This window comes from Parafrankia sp. EUN1f (assembly GCF_000177675.1).
Classification (GTDB): Bacteria; Actinomycetota; Actinomycetes; order Frankiales; family Frankiaceae; genus Parafrankia.
In genome coordinates, this window is sequence record NZ_ADGX01000035.1 from 1 (window position 1) to 18513 (window position 18513).

The window sequence follows — 18513 nt, forward strand, 5'->3', positions numbered from 1 at the left end:
GATCCCCGTGACCAGCGGGATCAGGGCGTGGCCGTCGTGAAGGTTGGCACCGGAGACGCCGACGACCAACGGAAGACCCGCCGCGTCGGTGAGGACGTGCAGTTTCGAGCCGGCTTTGCCGCGGTCGACCGGGCTCGGACCCGTCAGCGTGCCCCACTTTTTGCTCGCACGCTCGCGGAGTCCACGATCGCCGAGGTCCAGTCCACGCTTCCGGCGCCGCCGTGCCGGTCGAGCACCGCCCGATGTATCCGGGGCCATAACCCCGCCCGGGTCCAGACCTGGAACCGGCGGTGCGCCGTAGGCGCGGACACCCCGAACGACGGCGGGAGATGCCGCCACGCACAGCCCGACGTCAGCACGTACACCACCGCCGTGAACACCGCCCGCTCGTCCACCGGAGCCGTCCCCCCACCCTGCGGACGCGGGGTGAAGGAGGGCAACAGAGGTTCCACGAGCTCCCAGAGCTCGTCCGGTACCAGCCGCAGGGCAAGGCGGTCGCTCACGCCTCAGATCATGCAAGAAGATCCACTACACCCACGTGAGACACGCTCTAAGCTTTGCATCGGTTTCTCTTCTCCTTCTGCGATAGAAGCGCTTTTGTAGCGGAGAAGCCGTGAAGGCCCGGTTCAGGAAGCGCTCTCGACGACTTCGAGGGCGTTGCCGTCCGGGTCACGGAAGACCGCGAGGCGTATGCCGGGCCCGACCTCGACAGGGCCGTGCAGGAGGCGCCCGCCACCAGCCAGCACACGTTCCGTGATTTTTCCGAGGTCGTCGACGTGCAGGGTGAGGTACTGGATACCGGTCGCGCCAATGAAGAGGGCGGGCGGCTCGGTGACCGTTCTCACGACGAGGCAGACATTCTTGTTATCTGTCAGACGACAGACAAGTCAATCTTTGACAGGCGGCTGACAAGCTCGTAACTGCACGGATCACGGTGGAGGCCAGCGGGGCGAGGCGAACCCAGGCGGAACGCTCGCGGCCTCGGAGGAGGCGGTCCGCCGGACGCACCAGCGCATCGACGGGCTCTCGAAGCTTGAGGTGCTGCGGGCGAGTATCGAGACCTACCCCCAGCTCTTCACCACAGCGGACTCGCCGGAAGAACGCGCGATCGTCGTCCTGTGGGGCTGGAGGGCACACCGGGCCCGCGCCCGAGGACGCCACGTAGAGGCATCCTCTGCGCCGTTCGTCGTCGGAAAGCGACCGTTCGTCGACGGTGTGCCGACCGTCGAACGCCTCACGGGCGCCGCCTGTCGCAGCGCCCGGCGTGGTGCCTTCACGGGCAGGTGCGCGGCCGTGACAGTCGTCCGGAGGCGACGGGTAGATCACCCGTCGTCAACCGGGGGACGGACCGCACCGAGAGGAGAGACCGTGAGTACGACGCAGCTCGCGCCGGGCGATGACGGCGCGACGACCAGTGGGGCGTTAGGAGCTGGGACCGGGCCGGTATCCGCGCCCACCTACGCGGAGATCCAGCGCAGCGCCGAGTTCGCCGACCTTCGGCGCCGGTTCCGCCGGTTCGTCTTCCCGCTGACCGCGCTCTTCCTGGTGTGGTACTTCCTTTACGTTCTGCTCGCCGCGTTCGCGCCCGGGTTCATGGGTCACGAGCTGTTCGGGAACATCAACATCGGGCTGCTGTTCGGGCTCGGCCAGTTCGTCTCGACGTTCGCGATCACGATGATCTACGCCCGCTGGGCGGGGCGGACGTTCGACCCCGCCGCCGAGGCGCTGCGCGCCCGGTTCGAGGCCGGGCAGCCGACGGCGACGGGGCAGCTGGCGGAGACGGGGCAGCTGGCATGAGCGCGCTCAGTGCGGCCACGGCCGGCACCGGCGTCTCGCCGGGGTCGGCGCTGCTCGCCGCCGACACCGTCGGCAAGCCGGCCGTCAACATCACGATCTTCGCCCTGTTCGTCGTGATCACCCTGGTGATCGTCATCAGGGTGTCGCGCGGCAACCGGACCGCCGCCGACTTCTACGCCGGCGGCCGGGCCTTCTCCGGGCGGCAGAACGGCATCGCCATCTCCGGTGACTATCTTTCGGCGGCGTCGTTCCTCGGTATCGCCGGGGCCATCGCGCTGCAGGGCTACGACGGCTTCCTCTACTCGATCGGCTTCCTCGTCGCCTGGCTGGTGGCACTGCTGCTGGTCGCGGAGCTGCTTCGCAACACCGGCCGCTACACGATGGCGGACGTCCTGAGCTTCCGGCTGCGGCAGGGACCGATCCGGACGGCGGCGGCGGCCTCCACCCTGGCGGTGAGCTTCTTCTACCTGCTCGCGCAGATGGCCGGTGCCGGCGGCCTGGTCAACCTGCTGCTGGGCGTCTCGGGTGAGACCGGCCAGAACGTGACGATCGCCGTCGTCGGCGTCCTGATGATCGTGTACGTGCTCGTCGGCGGGATGAAGGGGACGACCTACGTCCAGATCATCAAGGCGGTGCTGCTGGTCGTCGGCGCCGCGGTGATGACCTTCTGGGTGCTCGGCAAGGCCGGGTTCGACCTGTCGTCGCTGCTCGGCGACGCGGTGGCGGCGAGCCCCAAGGGCGACGCGGTGCTCGACCCGGGTGTCAAGTACGGCATCTCGAACCTCACCAAGATCGACTTTGTGTCGCTCTCGCTGGCGCTGGTGCTCGGCACCGCGGGCCTGCCGCACGTGCTGATGCGCTTCTACACCGTGCCATCGTCCCTGGAGGCCCGGCGCAGCGTCGTCTGGGCGATCTGGATCATCGGCTGCTTCTACCTGTTCACCCTGGTCCTCGGCTACGGCGCGATGTACCTGGTCGGGGCGGACAAAATCAACGCCGCCCCGGGCAAGGCGAACTCGGCGGCGCCGCTGCTCGCCTTCGAGCTGGGCGGGACGTTCCTGCTCGGCATCATCGCGGCGGTCGCGTTCGCGACGATCCTCGCGGTCGTCGCCGGTCTGACGATAACCGCGAGCGCGTCGTTCGCGCACGACGTCTACAACAACGTCATCAAGAAGGGTGCCGCCAACCCGGAGTCGGAGGTGAAGGTCGCCCGGATCACCGCCGTCGTCATCGGCGTCGTCGCGATCGTCGGTGGCATCTTCGCCAAGGACCAGAACATCGCCTTCCTGGTGGCGCTGGCATTCGCGGTCGCGGCGTCGGCGAACCTGCCGACGATCCTCTACTCGCTGTTCTGGAAGGGCTTCACCACCCGCGGGGCACTGTGGAGCATTTACGGCGGCCTGACCTCGGCGATCGTGCTGATCGCGTTCTCCCCGGTCGTCTCCGGCAAGGTGGACGCGACCGGTGCCAGCGCATCCATGATCAAGGACACGTCGGTCGACTTCTCCTGGTTCCCGCTGGAGAACCCCGGCCTGGTGTCGATCCCGCTGGCGTTCCTGCTCGGCTGGCTCGGCTCGGTGACCTCCCGCGAACCACTCAACGCGGAGAAGTTCGCCGAGATGGAGGTCCGGTCGCTGACCGGCGCCGGCGCGGAGAAGGCGACGGCCGCGGCCCACTGATCCGGTCGAACCGGTCGGGCTGGCCGGCCCGACCGGTGGCCCTGGGGCCTCTGGTGCTCCACGGTGGTGACCAGACCACCAGCGGTCCCGGGTGCCCGGGTCGCCCGGGCTGGGGCCCTGCCGGACTCAGCCCAGCTTCGGCAGGTAGTGCTTCGCGAACACCTCGACGACGCCGACCCACCTGTCGAAGCTCAGGTCGTCCCACACCGGGACCTCGATGTCGGCCATGAGGTCCCGGTACTCGAAGACCGCGAGTCCCGCACCCGTCGCCTCGTCGCGATCCATCGGGAACGCGCCCATGCCGTAGTAGGCCGTCTTGTCCTCCTGCGGCTGCGGGAACCGATCGAGATACTGGCGTTCCCGGCCACGGAAACCGGGCGGCGGGGAGGCGACGTCCTTCGGAAGCCCGTCGCGTCGGGCGTCACCGAACCGTACCGAGTCCCACCACTGCGCGATCGTCGGCCCGTGCTCCAACAGCGTCCAGGTAACCGGGCGGCGAACAAGCTTCGCCGCCGGCTCCCATTCGGGGCGCTCGACCGCGTCGAGGTCCAGCCGGGCCCGCACGTCGGTGGCGGCGGGATCGGTGCGGTAGGGCAACGGGAACAGGCGTACCTGGTTGATGTCGCCCTTGTCCGCGGGCCAGATCACCTCGGTCGCGGGCCGGGCCAGAATCACGCGCTCGGGCTCCGACAGGGACAGGTACATCGAGTGGAAGTCGGTGCGATGCAGGACCCCGAACATGCTCTTCGGTGAGTCCGAGTTGACCATGACCCGGGACGTCAGCGGCCTGTCCGGCAACTTACCGACTCGCTGGTTGACGGCCCGGACTGACTCGTTGTCACTGAAGTCGAAATACGCCATGCTCTCGGTGGGGTCCGCTCTCCCCCCATGCGGATCGACGAAGAAGCCCGCCTCCTCCGTGGTCGCCCGGAGCAGGAAGAGATGGCAGGCGGTCAGAAAGCCGCGCAGACTCGGGAAGGCCTTCGCGGCCTGGTAGCCGGGCAGCTCACCGAAGGGTTTCATCCTGTCGGCTTCCCGCTTCACCTGGTCCTTCCGCCTACTCCGCGCCCAGACCGTGGACAGCAGGGCCTCGAATCCGGCGAGTGGCACACCCGCCGTCCCCTGCGCCTGTGCGTGGAAGCTGTCGTCGTAAAATCTGATCGCGCAGTCCTTCAGCCACACACCGCCCGCTGTTTCACGGCCCTGCCTGAAGATCACTGCGCCTGTCCCGCGCCGGGATTCCTCCTGCAGTGCCCGGGCGAGATCAACGGCGGCCTGTGTCGCCGTGACCGCCTCCTTGAGGGTGGCCCGCGCCGGCGTGACGAACTCCAGGTCGGCGCTGGCCCCCGGGCGACGGGACTCGTCACCTTCCAGCGTGGTCCCGGTGGTCGTGTGCTGCCAGGCCGTCTCCCGCTCCCTTATACCGGGCGCCTCGGCAATCGGCAGCCCTTTGGGAATCGCCTCGAACGCGTTCGACGTCTGAAACTCGAATCCAAACAAGAATGGCCCCCTCGACCTCGGGCCTTCGGCCCGTCCCCGAGGTCACACCATAGATGTGCAGGCAGCCAGGATTCATGACATTGCGGGACCTGGGCTTCTCAGTCGGCGTGGTTACCCGGGTGCCCAGCCCCAGGCGATGGCCGTGGCGAAGCCGACGTCGAAGAAGGACGGGTCGGCGAGCCGGTCGAGCGCCTCGTCCAGCGCCGCGTCGGAGGCGAGCCGAAGGTCACGGATGCGGGGACGCAGCCGGTTCAGTGTGAGGGTCCAGCAGCGCGCCGAGGCGTTGCCACCACCGGTCGTCGGCAGATGGACGCTCATTCCGACGTCGACGAGGCCCCGGCTGCGCAGCGGCTCCGGGAATCCACGCGCCCAGGTGGAATCGGTGCCGATGGTTTTCGCGAGCACCTGCTCGATTCCGAGCATGGCCTCGCGGAACGCCGGGTTCGGTGACGACTCGACGGGAAACCCGGCGAGCGACTCCAGTACGAGGACTCCGCCGGGCTTCAGCCAGGTGCGAAGACGGTCGAGAACCGCCTCCCGCTCGCGGAGATGCTCCAGCACGAACCTGGCGTGGACGAGATCGAACGGCCGGCCGCCCGGCAACGGATCCCGGGTGATGTCGTGCCGAAGGACGGTGAGCTGCGGTGCGGCCAGCTCCGCCAGATGCCTGGTATCGATGTCGGTCGCGACGACCTCGCCCTCGACGGTCCCATCTCCGACGACCTCGCCCGCGGCGGACAGGCCTGCGACGCGGTCGGCGAGCCACGCGGCGATCGATCCGCCGCCGGCACCCACCTCCAGGCATCGCCAGCCGGCGGCGACGCGGAGCTCGTCGAGAACGCGCGTCGTCGTCGGGTCACAGACGTCCGCCATGGCCGCGAGCCGGCTGCGTTCGGCCTCGTCCGGGCCGCCGAGCACGTCATCGGCGTAACGGAGAATCCGCTGACTATCCATTCGGTTCTGTGTTCCCCTGCGTGAACAATCCGTCAAGCATGACCGTGACCAGCTTCCGCATGGCGGCGGCATGCAGCTCATCGTCGCGCTGCTCGTCGTCACGCTGCCCGTCGTCACGCTGCCCGTCGTCACGCTGCCCGTCGTCACGGGACGCGCTGGTCGTGTCGGCTGCTCCGCCGGTGATGGCAGCGATGTGGGGGGCCTGAGCACTGGCGGTGGCCGCGAGGTCGAGCGAGATGAGAATGAGCGCGAGGTCGGCTACGGTGACGTCCGGACGGACCTCTCCGTCATGCTGTGCCCGGTGCAGGGCCGGGGTGAGGATACCGATCCACCGGTCGAAGTAGCGTCGCTGGTCGGGTTCCGGGAGCTCACGCATGAGCGCGACCAGCGGGCGCATGGATGTCATCGTGGTCGCCGCCCAGTGCAGCAGGTCCCGGAAGGAACGGCCTTCCTCCGCCGCCTCGTCGACGGCATGGCGCAATGCCTCGAAGTACTCCTCCGCCACCGCCACCGCCATCGCCCACCGGTCCGGGAAGTAGCGGTAGACAGTCGCCCGGCCGAGGCCCGCCCGCTGCGCGATCTCCTGGAGTGGCACCAGCCGCGGCGAGTTGTCGGTGAATGCCTCGTCCGCCGCCTGAAGTATGGCCGTTCGGTTCCGCCGGGCATCCGTGCGCCGCGGCGCGGATAAGGGGCGGTGGCCTCGCTGCGACATGACGGCATGGTACTCGCGGTGAGACCCAAGGTCTCTTTCTGTTCTCGACCGAGCACCCTACGATCCGAATGCCACGCACCATCCAGGGCTGCCGGAGTTTTCCGTCAGAAAAAGTGTGGCCGGCGCGAAATCCTCGCGCGGAGGATATGGAGGATGTGCGGTTCATGAGGGAACGCCGGCCGACCGCCGCGGCGCGCGGCGCGGTCGCCGCGGCGCTCGCCGGGCTCGCCGCGCTCGCGGCCACCGTTCTCACCGGTCCCGAGATGGCCGCGGTCGCCGCGGTGGGTACGGACTGCCCGGGAACCCACTGGGTGGCCAGCTGGGCCGGCAGCCCCACCGACTCGCTCGTGCCGGTCGACGCCACCGGGGCGCGTTCCCCCTCGGCGCTGACGGATCAGACAGCACGCATGGTGGTGACTCCCCACCTGGGCGGGTCCAGTCTTCGGATCCATCTGTCGAACCGTTTCAGCTCGTCACCCGTGACGTTCGGGCGGGTCACGGTCGGGGTGCAGACCAGCGGCGCGGCGGCGGCGGGCATCGTGCCGGTGACGTTCGGGACCGCGCCGTCCGTTACGGTTCCCGCCGGCCAGGATGTGACAAGCGACCCGGTCGCGCTCACCTTCTCCGCGTTCACGCCGATCGCGGTGAGCAGCTATGTCCCTGGTGTGGTGAACGGTCCCACGAAGCACTGGAACGCCAACGCGACGTCCTACTATTCGGCGGCGCGCAGCGGTGACCTCAGCGCACAGTCCGGCGGCGCCGGTTTCACCGCGACGACGGGTGCCTGGCTGTTCGTCAACGGGGTGGACGTCATGGCACCCGCGGACGTCCGTTCCGTCGTCGCGTTCGGCGACTCGATCACCGATGGTTTTGTCGGCGCGGCCGCCCTCACTGTTCCCGCGGATGCGTCCGTGGCCGACACGAACGGCCGCTACCCGGACGTGCTCCAGCGCCGCCTGAACGACGCCGGGCTCGGGCTCTCCGTCGTCAACGCCGGCATCAGCGGGAACCAGCTGCTCACCGACGGGCGGCCGTTCCACGCCGGGCCCAGCGGTCTGGCCCGTTTCGGCATCGACGCCCTGGCGCAGGCCGGCGTCGACGGCGTCCTGTTGTTGGAAGGCACCAATGATCTGGGAATGTCCAGCTCTACCCCCGAGCAGATCATCGCCGGCTTCCTCCAGCTGATCGAGCGGACCCACGCGGCCGGCGCGAAAATCTGGCTCGGCACGCTTCTACCGGCGTCCGACGCGCTCGTCGACGGCACCGCCCTCGCGCCGAACAGCGAGGACTACCGCCAGCGGGTCAACTCCTGGATCCGTGGCCAGACCCGGGCCGACGGTGTGGTCGACTTCGACGCGGCACTACGTGACCCCGCGAATCCCACGGTCCTGCGGGCGGAATACGCCTCGGTCGACAACCTCCACCCCAGCCCCGCGGGTTACCGGGCCATGGCGAACGCCGTGGACCTCGCCCTGCTCGACACCACCACCACCGGCGGCTGCCGGCAATAGCGCCCGCAGCGCCTGCGGCATTCTCGGCGTGTTCCGCCGCGCCGTACCTATCTGAGTGGCCGGAAGAACTTCCGAAGGTCGGAGACCAGCAGATCGGGCTGTTCCAACGCGGCGAAATGCCCGCCACGGTCGAACTCGCTCCACTGCCGGAGGTCGTGGTCCGCCTCGACCCACCGACGCCGGCCCAGCAGGATCTCGGCCGGGAAACTGGCTACACCCAGCGGCACCTCCCGGGTCGCAGGGGGAAGTACGGCCAGCGACGACATCGACTCGTAGTACATCCGGGCGGCGCTGCCGGCGGTGCCGGTGAACCAGTAGATGCTGACATCGGTGAGCAGCTCGTCCGGGGTGATCGCGTCCTGCCACCGACCGTCGTGGTCGCTCCAGGCCCAGAACTTCTCTGCGATCCAGGCCAGCAGCCCGACGGGCGAGTCCAGCAGGGCGTAGGCCAGGGTCTGCGGGCGGCTCGACTGGATGGCGAGATAGCCCTGGCCCGCAGCGAGATAGTCCTCGCTGCGGGCCCGCTGGCGGGTCTCGTTGGGGGTCAGATCGGCCAGGTCGTCGGGCCCGCCGGGCGGGAACGCCGGCAGCATGTTGACGTGCATGCCGACGACGCGCTTCGGGGCGAGGGCACCGAGATGCCGCGTCACCATGGATCCCCAGTCCCCGCCCTGGGCACCGTAACGGTCGTAGCCGAGGCCGACCATGAGCTCGTCGAAGGCCGCCGCCGTCCGCCGGACGTCCCAGCCGGCCTCCCGCGTCGGTCCGGAGAAGCCGTAGCCGGGCAGGGACGGAACCACCACGTGGAACGCGTCGGCCGCATCGCCGGCGGACCCTGTGCCCGTCGGGTCCACCAGCGGCTCGATGACCTTTCCGAACTCGCTCACGGAACCGGGCCAGCCGTGCGTGAGCACCAGCGGCAGGGCCTCGGCGTGCGGTGACCGAATGTGCAGGAAGTGCAGCTTCTGGCCGTCGATCACTGTGGTGAACTGGGGGAAGCGGTTGAGCTCCCGCTCGTGGCGGCGCCAGTCGTACTCGGTCGCCCAGTAGTGGGCGAGCTCCCGTACCGCACCGAGATCCGCGCCGTACGTCGAGCCGGCACCGGGAATCTCGTCCGGCCAGCGGGTCGCGAGGATGCGCCGCCGCAGCTCGTCCAGCTCGTGCTGTGGCACCTCGATCGTGAACGGCTCGACAGCGACGTTTCGCATCAAATATCCATATCAGGTGTGACGGGTCGGCGGCGAGCCGTACCGGGGCCATCGGAGCGGCATCTCGGAGCCGGCCGTGGCCCAGGAGGGGCGGCGGCGGCCGGCCGGCAGCTCGACGAGTCGGTAGGAGGCGTACGCGAAGCCGGCGCGGAAGGTCCGACCTCCACGCCCGCCGGGCCCGACCTCGCGAACTATCCGTTTCGATCTCGGTGGGACCGGCCGACTTCGCCGCGGCCGAGGGCTCGGCCGGCGGCGCGTCCGGAGAAGATGCAGCCACCGAGAAACGTGCCTTCCAGGGCGTTGTAGCCGTGCACGCCCCCGCCGCCGAAGCCGGCGACCTCACCGGCGGCGTACAGGCCGGGCACGGGGGTGCCGTCGGCGGCGAGGACCTGGGAGTCCAGGTTGGTCTGGAGGCCGCCGAGCGTCTTGCGGGACAGGATGTTCAGCCGGACGCCGATCAGCGGGCCGTGCGCGGGGTCGAGGATCCGGTGGGGTTTCGCGACGCGGAGGAACCGGTCGAGGCGGGGGCGCCGCCCGTTGTGGATCGCCATGATCTGGACGTCCTTGCTGAACGGGTTGTCGACCTCCCGGTCGCGGGCGACGATCTGCCGCTCGATCTCGGCCGGGTCCAGCCGCGGCCCGCGGGCGAGATCGTTCATGGCGGCGACGAGCTCCGGCAGGCTGTCGGCGACGACGAAGTCCTCCCCGTGTCGTTTGAACGCCTCGACCGGCCCGGGCGCGCCCTTCGCGAGGCGGGAGCGGAGCAGGAACCCGATGTCGCGGCCGGTGATGTCGGGGTTCTGCTCGGAGCCGGAGAGGGCGAACTCCTTCTCGATGATGGACTGGGTCAGGACGAACCAGGAGTAGTCGTGACCGGTGGCGAGGATCTGCCTCATCGCCCCGATCGAGTCCGCGCCCGGCACGCCGGACATCCCGGTCAGCCGCCGGCCGGCCGCGTCGAACCACATCGACGAGGGCCCGGGCAGGATGCGGATGGCGTGATCCGCCCAGATGGGATCCCAGTTGTGGATGCCCTCGGTGTAGGCCCACATCCGGTCCCGGTTGACGACCCGCCCGCCGGCGCTCTCGGCGATGGCGAGCATGCGGCCGTCGACGTGGGCGGGAACGCCGGCGATCATGTGCGCGGGAGCCGCGCCGACCCGCTCGGTCGGCCAGTAGCGGCGCATGAGCTCGTGGTTGTGCCCGATGCCGCCGGAGGTCACCACCACCGCCGACGCCCGGTGCTCGAACTCCCCGACCTCGGCCCGGGACGACGCGACCCCACGGGCGGCGTCGTCGGGCTCCAGCACGCTGCCGCGGACCCCGACCACCGCGGGGCCGTCGAGGAGCAGGCCGTTGACCTGGTGGCGGAAGGCGAACCGGACCAGCCCCTTCTTCTCCGCCGTAAGAACCGGGTTGGCGAAGACCTCCACGACCCCCGGCCCGGTTCCCCAGGTGATGTGAAAACGCGGGACGGAGTTGCCGTGCCCGGTCGCCGAGCCGTCGCCGCGCTCGGCCCAGCCGACCATCGGCAGCGTGCGCAGGCCCAGGTCATGCAGGTACTGCCGCTTCGGGCCGGCCGCCCAGTCGACGTACGCCTGCGCCCAGCGCCGGCCCCACGCGTCCTCGTCGGCGAGGCGGTCGAAGGCGGCGGAACCGAGCCAGTCCTGCCAGGCGAGCTCGCGGCTGTCGCGGATGCCGATGCGCCGCTGCTCGGGGCTGTTCACGAAGAAGAGCCCACCGAGAGACCAGAACGCCTGCCCGCCGAGATTGTTACGGTTCTCCTGCTCGACCACCAGCACCCGTCTGCCGGCGCTCGTCAGCTCGTAGGTGGCGACCAGGCCCGCCAGGCCGGCGCCGACCACGATGACGTCAGGCTCGAAGCTCACGGGCGCCTCCTGCGGCACGGCCACGGACACGGATCACACGTGAACAGTCATTCTGGCCGGTCGCCGCTGCCGGCGCCGAGCCGCGGCGGCGATCGGACGCGGTGCCACCGGTTCCCGTCACGACCCTGGCTGCGCCTGCGCCCTCCGCACCTGCTCACAGCTCCGCACCCGGCGGTGCCGCGAAAGCGCCCGCGGCGGCCAAGGCCCGTATCGGTGTCGCGTCGCCGGTGTCCATGGCCTGATCGATCAGTTCGCGTAGATCGACGGTCCGGCCGTCGGGTGTGACAAGCACAGCTGTCGTCCACCGGCTCGCCGGCCTCCAGCCGGCATCGAGCAACTCCGCGCTGATCACCTGGCCGAGACAGCCGGCGAGGACCGTCCGAGCCACCGCATCCCGACCTGGCCGCGCAACGGTGCTGACCGACGAGTCGATGCGACGGGCGACGCGGCGCCAATCCGTGTCCTCCGCCGCGGCCCCGGCTTCCCGCTCCATGGACACGGATTCCAGGGCGTCGACCGCGGCGGCCACAGCTCCCGGCACAGTGTCGCGGCGCGTCGCTCTGCGAAGCGTCGCGCGCGCCTCGTCGATGGGCATGAGCACCTCGGCGGGTTCGTCCAGCACGCGGAGGGGACGAAGCACATCGTTGGCGGAGCGGGTGAACAGCTCCCGGGACGCCCACCGGTCAAGCTCTCCGGCCTGGTGGACGCGCACCGGATCGCCTCCGGAGGCCCCGAACGCGGGGACGGAATCTCCGCCCGACAGCCCAGCGGCTTCCCCGAGCGCGGCCAGTCGAGGCGACAGAGGAGGCCGCGGGCTCGTGAGCCACGGATCCGCAGCGTCGTCCGTCGCGATCGCCGCCCGGAGCTGGCGAACAACATGCGGATCCTCCAGGGCCTCCTCGAGCGCGTCGAAGAGGTCCCCCGGGAACCGCGACCGCGGGGCGAGAGCCGCGGCCCAGCGCCCGCTGAGATGATCGAAAGCCCCCGCCACCAGCGTCGCCCTGGTCAGGGCCCCGCCGAGCGCGGCGACACCCAGGGCCTCGGCGGCCCGCGCGTCAGCCGCCGCCTCCACCGGCCAGCGGTACTCCGAGGTCGCGCGCAGCAGGGCGGCGGCAGCCGCCCTGCGTGGTGGGATGCGGCTGGTGAGAGCCCGCACGACCCGGTCGCGCGAGGCGTCCAGCAGGTCGTGGCGCCGACCGGTCACCTGGTGCCGGGCGATCTCCCGGGCGACCACCGCTGTCAGCTGGGGCTCGGTCAGGCCGCGCACCAGCGGCCAGCCGAGGAACAGTGTCGGCGACCCTCTGCCGAAGCCACGGCGTACCCACACCACGGGGACCGGCGTGAGCCGGATCGCGAGCCGGGCCTCGAAGCCCATCTGGCCGGCGGCCCGGCGCACCAGGGCGGTGAGCTCGGGCTCGTCCTCGGTGCTCACCGCCCGGCCGGGCGGCCGCAGGAACCCGACAACCGGTACCAGTACTGCGAGCAGCACGCCGGCGGCAACCGCGATACCGAGAACTACGTCACGGATGGTGAGTGCCAGGACGATGAAGAGCAGGTCCAGCAGCACTTGGGCGATCGCGGAGAACAACCACAGGATGGCTGCCCAGCCAAGCATGGCCAGGGGCGCTTCCGCGTCACCGTCAGCTCGGGCGCGGGTTACCGGCGGCGGAACAGTGCTCATGAGAGAACCGGGCGGGGCATGGAATCCTCTTTCGGAAAGGTCAGACCGAACACGCCTGCACGGCGGTTGAGTCGCCGCCGGCACGAGAGGTGGGAACGCCCGGAACTCCGATGGGAGACGGACGTGAAGTCGAGGAATTCCATATGCCCCCGGGGAAGTCGGCACAACACGCAGCGGACAGCACAGAGCGCTTCGCCGACCAGACTTCCCGGCACACCGGGGGCGACTTTAGCCGACTACCGCCGAGCCGACAAGGCCGCGTGGCCAACAATGCCTCGGCCAGACACGACGTCGAGGGCGCACCCGCACGCACCCGGAGCCTCCCCGGCTCCCCGGCTCCGGCGGGCGAGAACCTGAGGATTTCGGTCGTGCTGACGACCAGGATCCTCAGGTTTTGCTCGACAGCAGCGGCAGCCCGAAGCCGCGGCTCGAAAGATCTGAGGATTTCGGTCGTCCCCGAGCGTGTCGCAGATTGGCGTCGATCAAGATTACTCGTTCGCGGGCGAGGGCTCATGCTCCCCGAACGCCACTGGACCTCCGAGTGCCCGGCGACGGTTTGGCGAGTCGCAAAAGTGAAGGATTTTTGTCGTTCCGACGACCAGAAGCCTCACTTCTTGCGGATTGCCAGGTGAATCCAAGCCCATTTTGCCCAGCTTGAGGTGAATTACTGGTGCTGCGCGGCGGTGCGGGATCCTCGATAGGTGGCCGTGCGGGCGGGGTTCGCCTTCCATCGGCGCGGCTCCGCCAAGCCCATGCTGGTGGCCCGGATCCGCCGCGTCTGGGATTCCGGCTACGGGCTCCCCCACAGCGGTGATCCTCAGGTCTTGCGCGGCAGCGGCAGCGGCAGCGGCAGCGGCAGCGCGAAGCTAAGGCGCTGGCCCGCAGGGACCGCCCACTGGACCGACTCGAATCCAGGTAACCCGCAGCCGCCCGCGGCTCACGGCCCCGGACATATTCCGGCTACCAGCTCACGGTCCGCCACTGAGCGTGTAGGCCGCGACCCGATCGTCGTCAGTCCGCAGATAGACCCCCATCGCGCAGGGAAGTGGCGGGTAGACGGCCGTCCGGGCCTGTTCTGACTGCGGGTTCGCGTAGATGGACCAGCCGAGAGCGCCGAACCCGTAGTGGCCGACTTTCCGGATGGCCCCGTTCTCAAACGCTTCCGCCTCGGTCCATGTGACCGGATCACCCGGGCCGAGGTACGTGCGGCCGCAGTAGGTCACCCGGTCTGGCAGGCTCGACGACCACGGCCAGACGTGGAAGCTCGCGCGACACCAGACAGCGAAGATCGCGGCGCTGACGAGCAACACCGCCAGGAGCGCCGAAAACAGGCCGATGACCAGACGGAGCGGAAGACGGCCTCGCGATAGACCGGAAGCGGAACGGGCAATAGTCCGTTCGGACACGAGGCGGCTCCCAGGCGATTCCTACCGAGAGATCAAGCCTACCTTCGCTCGCGATCATCTGCGGTACTACGGGCGTTATACCGGGCCGTGCTGGCTTCACGAGCTGGTGGAGAAGGAGACCTTCCCGACGCTGGAGAAGGCCTTGACCACTCGGGCTGCGATCCTCGTCTGGACCACACCCCCAGTGTCGATCACAGGCCGGGGGCTCGACGACCCGGAAGAAGGCAGCGGCGCATGATCGACCACCAGGTCCGGGTGTACCGCAGCGCGGAGCGGCTCGCGCCGCAGAAGCAGCTCGCGTGGAAGATCGCGGCGGTCGCCGCCGACCCGGTGGCGGTCGACGGCGACGTCGCCGAGATGGTGATCAACCGGGTCATCGACAACGCGGGGGTCGCCGCCGCCTCGCTCTCGCGCCGGTCGGTGGTCGCCGCCCGGGACCAGGCGCTGCGTCACGCGCCTGCCCACGGTCGGGACGGAGCCACCGTCTTCGGCCTGTCGGCGCGGGACCGGGTCTCCCCCGAGTGGGCGGCGTGGGCGAACGGTGTCGCGGTGCGCGAGCTGGACTTCCACGACACCTACCTGGCCGCGGACTACTCCCACCCCGGCGACAACATCCCGCCCGTCCTCGCGGTGGCCCAGCATCTCGGCCTCGACGGCCGGGCGCTCGTGCGCGGGATCGCCACCGGCTACGAGATCCAGGTCGCGCTCGTCCGGGGGATCTGCCTGCACGAGCACCGGATCGACCACATCGCCCATCTGGGCCCGTCGGCCGCGGCCGGCATCGGCGCCCTGCTCGACCTGCCGGCGGAGACGATCTACCAGGCGGTCGGGCAGGCGCTGCACACCACGACGACGACCCGGCAGTCCCGCAAGGGCACGATCTCGTCGTGGAAGGCGTACGCGCCCGCGTTCGCCGGCAAGCTGGCGGTGGAGGCCGTCGACCGGGCGATGCGCGGCGAGGGCGCCCCCGCGCCCGCCTACGAGGGTGAGGACGGCTTCGTCGCCTGGCTGCTCTCCGGCCCCGAGGCCCAGTACGTCGTCGCGCTGCCGTCGGCCGGCGAAGCCAAGCGCGCCATCCTGGAGACCTATACCAAGGAGCATTCGGCCGAGTACCAGAGCCAGGCGCTCATCGACCTCGCCCGCCGCCTCGGCCCGGCCATCGGCGACTTCTCGCGGGTCAGCGCGATTGTGCTGCACACCAGCCATCACACGCACCACGTGATCGGCTCGGGCGCGAACGACCCGCAGAAGTACGACCCGACGGCCACCCGGGAGACCCTGGACCACTCGATCCCCTACATCTTCGCCGTCGCCCTGCAGGACGGCGTCTGGCACCACGAACGTTCCTACTCCCCCGACCGGGCCACCCGGCCCGACACCGTCGAGCTGTGGCGGAAGATCACCACCGTGGAGGACGAGGAGTGGACCAGGCGCTACCACTCCCCTGACCCGGCCGAGAAGGCGTTCGGCGCCCGGGTCGTCGTCGAGCTGGTCGACGGGACGACGCTCACCGACGAGATCGCCGTCGCCGACGCGCACCCGCTCGGCGCCCGCCCGTTCGGCCGGGACGAATACATCGGCAAGTTCCGCCGCCTCGCCGAAGGAGTCCTCCCGGCCGCGGAGCAGGACCGGTTCCTCGACACCGCCGTCCGGCTGCCCGAGCTGCGGCCCGACGAGCTCGCCGGCCTCACCATCACCCCGCAGCCGCCGCTGACCGCGAGCGGCACCGAGGGAATCTTCTAGCGGCGGATCGCGGCGGTCCCATCAGGCAAGGGAGATCTTCGACCGATGCTGCACGCAAGAACGCCTGCCCATGCCCGCCGGATCGCGCTGCGCGAGGGTCTGCGCTCCGGGAGGCTGCTGCGCTTCCCCGGCGCGTTCAACCCGCTGAGCGCGGTGCTCATCACCGAGCTCGGCTTCGACGGCGTCTATGTCTCCGGCGCGGTGCTCTCCGCCGATCTCGCGCTGCCCGACATCGGCCTGACCACACTGACCGAGGTCGCCAGCCGGGCCGGGCAGATCGCCCGGGTCACCGACCTGCCCACCCTCGTCGACGCCGACACCGGCTTCGGTGAGCCGATGAACGTCGCCCGCACCGTCCAGACCCTGGAGGACGCCGGTCTCGCCGGCTGCCACCTGGAGGACCAGGTCAACCCGAAACGGTGTGGGCACCTCGACGGCAAGGCGGTCGTGCCCACCGCAGAGATGGTCCGGCGCATCGGCGCGGCCGTCGCCGCCCGCCGGGACGAGAACTTCGTCCTGTGCGCGCGGACCGACGCCCGGGCGATCGAGGGTCTCGACGGCGCGATCGAACGCGCCCGTGCCTACGTCGACGCCGGAGCTGACATGATCTTTCCGGAGGCGATGGCGGACGCGGCGGAGTTCGAAGCCGTCCGGCGAGCCGTCGACGTGCCGATCCTCGCCAACATGACCGAGTTCGGCAAAAGCGAGCTCCTCACCGCCGACACCCTGCACTCGGCCGGCGTGAACCTGGTCATCTACCCCGTCACCCTGCTGCGCCTGGCGATGGGCGCCGTCGAGGACGGCCTGCGCCGCCTGCTCGCCGACGGCACCCAGGCCGGCCTCGTCGACCGCATGCAGACCCGCGCCCGGCTCTACGAGCTGCTCGACTACCCCGCTTACAACACGTTCGACGCGAACCTCTTCAACTTCCGGATCTGACCGCCCGCGGGCAGCTGACCGTGCTGCTCGGCCCGAACGGTATCGGCAAGTCCACCCTGCTGCGCACCCTCGCCGGCCTGCAGCCGGCACTGGCCGGGCGGGCCCTGCTGGACGGATCGGACCTCAACCGCCTCAGCGGCGCCAAACGGGCCCGGAAGGTCAGCACCGTGCTCACCGACCGCGTCCAGGTCGGCCTGCTCACCGCCGCTGACCTGGTCGGCCTCGGCCGCCACCCGCACACCGGCCCCACCGGCCGGCTCGACGACGCCGACCGGGCCGTCGTCGACTGGGCCCTGGCCGCCGTCGGCGCGTCCCAGCTCGCCACCCGCGACGTCGACGAGCTCCGCCTCCGGAGCCGTCAGAGAACCTCCTCACGCACCGCGACGAAGCACGATTCCCGGACGAGGTCGTCCTCATTGCGGTCGAGGTTCTCGGCGAACCAGGCCATCCGCCGGCGGATGCCGTCGAGGTCGTCGAAGTAGACCTCGTTCACCGCGTCGTACGCCCAGTCGGCCTCGGCCTCGGCGCCGGTGCCGGTGCCGGTGCCGGCGGTCAGCAGGGGATGGTTCTGGATGTAGGCGAGCCCGCGGACCTCGGCCGGAATCGGCACCGTGCCGACGACGCCGGCGCGGCTGCGCCACCGGTCGAAGAACTGCGCCAGGGTCAGGTCCGCGGCGCGGCGGGCGAGCGCCATCTGCTTGAGACCGATGCCGCCGTCGCGGAGCTGGCGCCGGAGCCATTCGTCGCCGCGCATCACATGCTCGTGTGCCACCACGACGCCGGCGGACTCCAGCTCCACCGCCTCGCCCAGAAGATCGTGCGCAGCCGTGCCGTCGGGCGAGGCCGACCAGGCCTCGAACCGCCGCAGGTGCTCCTCGTCGGTGAACCACTGCAGCCCGATGCCGTCATGCGGTGCCTCGGGGCTGACCTCGGGCAGCACGGTGCCTGCCGCCAGGCGCAGCGGCCGGGCGGGCGGCGGGGCAGTCGCCGCGGCGCCGACGGCGGCACGCCAGGCGGTGGCGAACCGGTCCGGCGCGCACGCCCGGGTGACCAACAGGATCCGTTTGATCACGTGTTCTCCCTGTCTTCCCGCATGGTCGCGCCTACCCGTCGCCGGTATCTTCAGCCAGGCAGTGGCGGGACGTCCGCCGAAACCGCGAACCGGCGGCCCGAGCCGCTGAGGATCGTGGGCGCCAGAACGACGAACGGCCTCAACTCCTGAGGCTCGTCCCGTCGGAGTCTGGGATCCATCCGCGTTGGTGTAGCGCGAGCTTCACCTCGGCGGCCGCGTGCTGGGGATCCTGGCTGAGCATCTGAGGGCCTTCGTCGCTCCAACGACCGAAATCCTCACATCTTGCTCAGCAGCAACAGTAGCGGCGGCAGCGTGGCCGCGGGGGCGGCCGCAGGTGCGCCCTCGGCGCTATCGTCGCCAGGTGTCGATTGGTTCTGGCCCAGGTGGGCGCGCTCCCGATGTCCCGGCCGCGGTGCCCCGGC

The 18513-nt window shown here is 70.2% G+C and carries 14 protein-coding genes and 2 pseudogenes; 6 read left to right on the forward strand and 10 right to left on the reverse strand.

Annotated elements, in window-relative coordinates; genetic code table 11:
* A pseudogene (locus FREUN1FDRAFT_RS41420) lies at nt 1–503 on the reverse strand (IS5 family transposase); the annotation flags it as partial.
* A 123-nt stretch (nt 504–626) separates the two neighbouring features.
* A complete protein-coding gene (locus FREUN1FDRAFT_RS13050) occupies nt 627–845 on the reverse strand; it encodes a VOC family protein (RefSeq protein WP_006540523.1) in 219 nt (72 codons plus the stop codon).
* Nucleotides 846–1368: 523 nt separating this feature from the next.
* On the opposite strand from FREUN1FDRAFT_RS13050, the gene FREUN1FDRAFT_RS13055 reads away from it, so the two are divergent.
* Nucleotides 1369–1797 carry a DUF485 domain-containing protein gene (locus FREUN1FDRAFT_RS13055; protein WP_006540524.1) on the forward strand — a complete coding sequence of 143 codons (429 nt, stop codon included), beginning with the start codon at nt 1369–1371 and terminating at the stop codon, nt 1795–1797.
* Nucleotides 1794–3476 (forward strand): cation acetate symporter, encoded by a 1683-nt coding sequence (locus FREUN1FDRAFT_RS13060; protein ID WP_006540525.1) that lies wholly within the window; start codon nt 1794–1796, stop codon nt 3474–3476. The genes FREUN1FDRAFT_RS13055 and FREUN1FDRAFT_RS13060 overlap by 4 nt, the downstream gene beginning before the upstream one ends.
* 126 nt (nt 3477–3602) lie before the next feature.
* On the opposite strand, the gene FREUN1FDRAFT_RS13065 is transcribed toward FREUN1FDRAFT_RS13060, so the two are convergent.
* The 3 genes from FREUN1FDRAFT_RS13065 to FREUN1FDRAFT_RS39755 form a co-directional block, all read right to left on the reverse strand.
* Nucleotides 3603–4976 (reverse strand): hypothetical protein, encoded by a 1374-nt coding sequence (locus tag FREUN1FDRAFT_RS13065; protein ID WP_006540526.1) that lies wholly within the window; start codon nt 4974–4976, stop codon nt 3603–3605.
* 111 nt (nt 4977–5087) lie between these two features.
* Nucleotides 5088–5930, reverse strand: a complete 843-nt coding sequence (locus FREUN1FDRAFT_RS13070; RefSeq protein WP_006540527.1) for a bifunctional 2-polyprenyl-6-hydroxyphenol methylase/3-demethylubiquinol 3-O-methyltransferase UbiG — start codon at nt 5928–5930, stop codon at nt 5088–5090.
* Nucleotides 5923–6642, reverse strand: coding sequence for a TetR/AcrR family transcriptional regulator (locus FREUN1FDRAFT_RS39755; RefSeq protein WP_006540528.1), 720 nt, complete (start codon nt 6640–6642; stop codon nt 5923–5925). Before FREUN1FDRAFT_RS39755 ends, FREUN1FDRAFT_RS13070 begins: the two co-directional genes overlap by 8 nt.
* Nucleotides 6643–6806: 164 nt before the next feature.
* Here FREUN1FDRAFT_RS39755 and FREUN1FDRAFT_RS13080 point away from each other — a divergent pair, with 164 nt between their 5' ends.
* A complete protein-coding gene (locus tag FREUN1FDRAFT_RS13080; protein WP_006540529.1) occupies nt 6807–8153 on the forward strand; it encodes a GDSL-type esterase/lipase family protein in 1347 nt (448 codons plus the stop codon).
* A 47-nt stretch (nt 8154–8200) separates the two neighbouring features.
* Here FREUN1FDRAFT_RS13080 and FREUN1FDRAFT_RS13085 read toward each other — a convergent pair whose 3' ends face one another.
* The 4 genes from FREUN1FDRAFT_RS13085 to FREUN1FDRAFT_RS13100 all read right to left on the reverse strand — a co-directional run bounded on the left by FREUN1FDRAFT_RS13085 (nt 8201) and on the right by FREUN1FDRAFT_RS13100 (nt 14337).
* Entirely contained in the window at nt 8201–9361 is a 1161-nt protein-coding gene (locus tag FREUN1FDRAFT_RS13085) for an epoxide hydrolase family protein (RefSeq protein ID WP_006540530.1), read from the reverse strand.
* Between the two features lie 191 nt (nt 9362–9552).
* Complete coding sequence (locus FREUN1FDRAFT_RS13090; protein WP_006540531.1) at nt 9553–11250, reverse strand: FAD-binding dehydrogenase; 1698 nt, start codon at nt 11248–11250, stop codon at nt 9553–9555.
* A 154-nt stretch (nt 11251–11404) separates the two neighbouring features.
* Entirely contained in the window at nt 11405–12931 is a 1527-nt protein-coding gene (locus tag FREUN1FDRAFT_RS13095) for a hypothetical protein (protein WP_035951455.1), read from the reverse strand.
* A 968-nt stretch (nt 12932–13899) separates the two neighbouring features.
* Nucleotides 13900–14337, reverse strand: a complete 438-nt coding sequence (locus FREUN1FDRAFT_RS13100) for a hypothetical protein (RefSeq protein ID WP_006540533.1) — start codon at nt 14335–14337, stop codon at nt 13900–13902.
* A 234-nt stretch (nt 14338–14571) separates the two neighbouring features.
* Between FREUN1FDRAFT_RS13100 and FREUN1FDRAFT_RS13105 the strand changes: the two genes are divergently transcribed.
* The 3 genes and pseudogenes from FREUN1FDRAFT_RS13105 to FREUN1FDRAFT_RS41425 form a co-directional block, all read left to right on the forward strand.
* Entirely contained in the window at nt 14572–16080 is a 1509-nt protein-coding gene (locus FREUN1FDRAFT_RS13105; RefSeq protein ID WP_006540534.1) for an MmgE/PrpD family protein, read from the forward strand.
* 45 nt (nt 16081–16125) lie between these two features.
* Nucleotides 16126–17019 (forward strand): methylisocitrate lyase, encoded by an 894-nt coding sequence (gene prpB / locus FREUN1FDRAFT_RS13110; RefSeq protein ID WP_006540535.1) that lies wholly within the window; start codon nt 16126–16128, stop codon nt 17017–17019.
* Between the two features lie 14 nt (nt 17020–17033).
* A pseudogene (locus FREUN1FDRAFT_RS41425) lies at nt 17034–17345 on the forward strand (ATP-binding cassette domain-containing protein); the annotation flags it as partial.
* Nucleotides 17346–17377: 32 nt separating this feature from the next.
* Here FREUN1FDRAFT_RS41425 and FREUN1FDRAFT_RS13115 read toward each other — a convergent pair.
* Nucleotides 17378–18091 carry an EthD domain-containing protein gene (locus FREUN1FDRAFT_RS13115; protein ID WP_006540537.1) on the reverse strand — a complete coding sequence of 238 codons (714 nt, stop codon included), beginning with the start codon at nt 18089–18091 and terminating at the stop codon, nt 17378–17380.
* Nucleotides 18092–18513 lie beyond the last annotated feature (422 nt).

Coding starts and splice junctions, on each gene's coding strand:
- FREUN1FDRAFT_RS13095 (WP_035951455.1), bottom strand. CDS start 12,931: ATGAGCACTGTTCCGCCGCCGGTAACCCGCGCCCGAGCTGACGGTGAC.
- FREUN1FDRAFT_RS13070 (WP_006540527.1), bottom strand. CDS start 5,930: ATGGATAGTCAGCGGATTCTCCGTTACGCCGATGACGTGCTCGGCGGC.
- FREUN1FDRAFT_RS13085 (WP_006540530.1), bottom strand. CDS start 9,361: ATGCGAAACGTCGCTGTCGAGCCGTTCACGATCGAGGTGCCACAGCAC.
- FREUN1FDRAFT_RS39755 (WP_006540528.1), bottom strand. CDS start 6,642: ATGTCGCAGCGAGGCCACCGCCCCTTATCCGCGCCGCGGCGCACGGAT.
- FREUN1FDRAFT_RS13080 (WP_006540529.1), top strand. CDS start 6,807: ATGAGGGAACGCCGGCCGACCGCCGCGGCGCGCGGCGCGGTCGCCGCG.
- FREUN1FDRAFT_RS13060 (WP_006540525.1), top strand. CDS start 1,794: ATGAGCGCGCTCAGTGCGGCCACGGCCGGCACCGGCGTCTCGCCGGGG.
- FREUN1FDRAFT_RS13105 (WP_006540534.1), top strand. CDS start 14,572: ATGATCGACCACCAGGTCCGGGTGTACCGCAGCGCGGAGCGGCTCGCG.
- prpB (WP_006540535.1), top strand. CDS start 16,126: ATGCTGCACGCAAGAACGCCTGCCCATGCCCGCCGGATCGCGCTGCGC.